Here is a 4,495-nt window from a genome sequence, read left to right on the forward strand (position 1 = left end):
TGCAGGAAGAGGAACAACGCCGCTCCCGGACGACTGGGCCGCAGACTGCAGGTTCCGGAGGGAACGAGAGAGATCCGGCTGAGCAGCCGCTCGCAACGCAGAAAGGTAAGCCACGTACATTGCGCCGGTTGGATCATCCGCAACGTTGTAGTATGTGCAGTTGAGCACACGGCCGACTGACACAATCTCTCGTGTCCGCGAGCGGGATCGTAATCGCGCCGCGTGACTCAACGCGTCACGTAAGGGCCACTGAAGCGGAGGTGCCAACTCCGGGTTCTTCCCGAGGGTCTGTGTGATCTCACGGACATTGACCGGACGTTTCCGCACCACTTCGGCCGAGTGCGGATCCGGGTGCTTCCGCGCGAGATCATCTTGAGTGACCTTCACCAAACGGCACAGGAGCTGTGCCAACGGTGGCCCCCCCATCTGGTAGGTGCTGAACTTAGGAGCGGACTCCGGATCGGTGGAATTTGTCAGCGCACCGAAGCGAGCCACCGATTCGAACGAGCTATCCCGGTCTTGACCACCAGCGGACCCTTGAACGCAACGCTCCTGAGCTTCGGCGCCAAGGCGGTTCCACTCCTCAGTCGGAGCCCATCGAGTTATAGACCCATCGGTCATCTGAATCCGGGTCACTGCACCACATTTCTCCAGCTGAGAGAGGGCGTGAGACCAAGCGCTTGGGCTGTAGTCTGAGATTCTCAACTGCGGGTCAGTTTCGGCGTGGAGCCGGAGCGCGGCGCCAGTGAACGGGCAGCGGTCGGTTCGCGCCCAGAGCGACTGTGCGGCGCGATAGCACCTATCGAGCGGGTACTCGGTGCCCGCCTTCACATCCTGCGGCCCATCTGGAGTTGAGTAGTACAGGTCCCGGGAATTGGGTCTCAAAGCTGGAATGGAGGTTATTCTTCCGCACCGAACCAGAGCACCGAAGCACCGGCTGACCGTAGCTCCATTCAGTGACAGCCTTGGGTCTCCGTCGATCTCCGCCCGTATATCATGAAAGGTCACCGCACTTCCGATTCTCTCCACGGCTCGGTGTACAGCCTCCTCAACTCTGCCGTACATCGAACTCGGAAGGGGCGGAATCAATTCGGGGTGAGCCGCGGACCCGTAGTATCTGCGTGCGCGCCGAATCACCCAGCGCACTCTGCCTGCACGAACAAGCGAATCGAGAGCGTACGGGAGGTGTTTCCGGTCCGGTGGAGCCTCAGCAGATCCGAGTTGTTGCAAGGACTTGAAGATGTCCTCCTGTACAACCATCGTCCCCGTTCGAGTGCCTGCGAGTCGGAGCGCCTCCTCGACCAGTTCACACCTTTGTTCCCACACGAGGGAATGGTCGCGGCCAACGCGCTCGGGGACATCTTCCGCTCCTTCCGCCAGACCGTACAATTGCTCACGCCCATACATCACGACGGTGACCCGCCCTACCGCGAGCGCCGGAGCGAAAATCAGTTGCCATGAGGAGAATGGCGAGTGGTGGCGGATCGCCGGCGGACGACCGTTCAGAACTTCTGGCCACGCGTCCAAGAGTTGACGGGAAGACACCAGAACCCCGTGCTTATGCACAGCGTGGCGGAGCACCGCTTCAGCCTTCGCGCACCGTTCAAGGATCTCGCGTGAGCTTCTACGGGAAGGAATCGTTGATGATCGCGGATCACTCACGAGGCTGAACAGAAAGACGGAGCCGATCCTACGCTGCAGCACCCGTCCACCAGCAACGGCCGGTTCGAAGACCAGGGTCCACTGGCCCTGCGTCTGCGCTGGCGGCGTTTCTCCGCAATTAGCCTCGGACCACGCTTGCCTGATATCAGCTCCCCATGCAGCGTGACCAAGTCTCCGCACGGCGAGACCGAGTGCGCGCTCGGCGGCGGCACAGAGTTCCTCTCGCCGGACGGTGAACCCCGCGCTCATCAGTGCCTACGACGTCGTTGTACAGGGCGCACTACCTTGCGGCGCCCTTCCTCCGTCGCCTTCCTCTTCGCGGCGATCTCCTTACGTCGAGAGGGCGCGGCGCTGCTCGTCGCGCCTGTGGGCTCAGCGGCGCCAGTACAAACCCGTTGTGCTCCTTCGGCGCAACCTGACGCGATGGCCACAGGAGTGCGGTGACCACTCGCGACGGCGGCCGCGCGCGTTAGAAGTGCTTTGAACTCGTCTCCCTGCACTGATGGGTCCCGCCGCCGGAGAATCTTCTCGCGTAGGTGCCTGTGATACGGGAGGGCGGTGTGCAGGGTCTCAAGTGAAGGCCGGAGCTGTCCCTCCAATTGTGTTGTTGATAGAAGCACCCGCAGAAGCGGATTGATTAAAGAAAGGAGGCCACTCGTCCATTCCAGGACGATCTGAGCCATGAGCGCATCATCCATGCATGATAAATCCAGATCATCCAATCCGATCCCCGCCCGCCGTAGGATCTCACCGATATCTTCCGCCGTCTCGTACCGGCCCATCAGCACATGAGAGCCCTCGAGTAGATGGAGCACCTCCTCAGCGTCTGAGAAGAGGTTCTCCGGCGCGATGTGGCTTACGAGGACGATACCCAGCCGCGGGGGCGGCGGACTAAACTCGTCGCGCTCGAACGGAACTTGTAAGCGCGGATCCGAGGCAAGCATCAGATCCCCGATCAGCCGCAGGGCCGCGCCCGAGGCGTGATGAATGTGATCAAAGATGATCGTGGTGACGCGTAGTTGCCGTGCAGCGAAAACGAATCGTTCGGCAAGAGTCTCGAGGGACCGAAAGCGCAGCTCCGGGATCGACAGCGGCGACCGCATATAGTTGCAGAGGAGCTCCAACATCTTCGCCGGCACGGTCATGCCTGCGAACACTCGCACGACCGCAACCCGCTGCGGATGGCCAGTCGAGCCAGCCATGTAGTTGTACGCTCGTCCGTAATCACTCACGAGTGTCGTGGTACCGACGCCCAGCTGACTGCCCTGCAAGTAGAGCCTCCCATGATCGACTACCGTGCTTCCGAGACGCTCGTCAATTGAGGCTAGCACCCCCTTTGTATAGCAGTGCTGAATCGTGGGGAGCGCCGAAGCGATCATCCGTGACGGGGTCGTGGGATCGAAGCGGACGAACAGTTGCTCCGCCACTCGTGTGATCTCGTCATCAGAGCGCACGAGGCCTTGGCGTCTTACGGGCGCGGAAGGACCCGTCGCAAGCAGCGCTGTAGGGCGAGTTGGCGGAGGCCCCGAGGGGACCAATTCGGCCGGCATTGCGCTATCACTCTCACCACCGGCTGACTCCTGCATAAAATCACCTCTCGGTTGCCCGGGGTTCGACGGTAGGATTTACACGGTCTTAGGGGCTGTTTGATCGGATCGTCTGCTCGCCACCAAACGAAGGTAGCCTTCAAGTGAGTCCACCTGACCCACAATCGGAAGCTCTGTTGCCTGAGCCACGGTTCTGTCGTCGACGGTCTGCGCAGCTTCCGAGGTAGGGAGGTCGGCGCCTCCAGCGAGGAGCGCCACAGGCGCCTCTGGGGCAGATAGCGAAGGGGAGCCGGGGAGCACCGCGTCGGCGAGGGCTCGTCCGCGCTCCTCCCCTTTCAGCCTTACTTCCTGTAGCCGTTGTAGCTCCAAATGACGTTGCTCCCGCTCGGTGTTCTCCGCCTGCCGAGCTTCAAGCCACCGCTGCTCGTCTCGTCGAAATGCCCAAGCTGTGGGAGGAGGACAGGAGGGATCGTCCGTCCGTTCAGCTACGGCGAGAAACCGGAACTCCCCGCGGGGGTTCGGCAGTGCGACGTATATAGTGTCGGGCCGGTATTCGTCGAAGTAGATCCGCACCCGGCGTCCGTTCAACGCCTCAATGAATCCAGGCGAGGAGTAGTGGTGCCCGTTGAGTTCAATCCCGCAATTCTGCAGAACCGCCTCATCCTGGATAGAAAGTAGAGGCAGCCAGACCTCTGGGGTGACCTCCACGCGGGTGAGTCCATGGAGCTGTCGTGCGTGGATCTCCGACTCGTAATGCTCGCGCGGGCTACGCCGCGTTGTCCGATGTATGCGACGGTTGAAGTAGGCCTCTATGCGATCTGCCAGCACGGCTTCGATCTCTTCGAGAGTAAGCAGGTCAGCGTCCGCCCAGATCCTTGAGTGCGTGCCGCCTTTAAACCCGGGTAGGTGAGGCAAAATCATTTCCTTGATCGTGCGACCGACCCGCTCCACTTGCCCGCGCCCTTGCGGTCGATACGGCTCCGAGTGCGCGTGGTAGATTCCAACGGCATTCAGCACCGCCAAGATCAACCCATTCTTCAAGTCCGACCCGTTGTCGGTGTACACCACCTCGGGGAGTCCATACCTTTCGACCGCGTCACGTAGCGCGAGGAGCGATGTTCGGGTGTTCGGTGGTTTATCCCATACACGCACCGCGAGGACACAGCGCGTGCACATATCCTGAACGACGGTCAGACAGAGAGACTCCACGCGACGAAGCTCAACGTGCCCACTCGGCCACACCTGGCGTCGCACACACTCCATCTGCGAAAAAGCTTCGAACTCCT

At 61.2% G+C, this 4,495-nt stretch carries 2 protein-coding genes; both read right to left on the bottom strand.

The features are described from left to right. Nucleotides 1–1,910 precede the first annotated feature (1,910 nt). Nucleotides 1,911–3,089 carry a hypothetical protein gene (locus VF697_RS08705; protein ID WP_331093174.1) on the bottom strand — a complete coding sequence of 393 codons (1,179 nt, stop codon included), beginning with the start codon at nt 3,087–3,089 and terminating at the stop codon, nt 1,911–1,913. Between the two features lie 198 nt (nt 3,090–3,287). Next, on the bottom strand, nt 3,288–4,495 hold a 1,208-nt coding region (locus tag VF697_RS08710), incomplete at its 5' end, for a Mu transposase C-terminal domain-containing protein (protein ID WP_331093175.1).

Origin of the sequence: Archangium sp. (genome assembly GCF_036388035.1) — a bacterium.
In the GTDB taxonomy this organism is placed as follows: Bacteria; Myxococcota; Myxococcia; order Myxococcales; family Myxococcaceae; genus Archangium.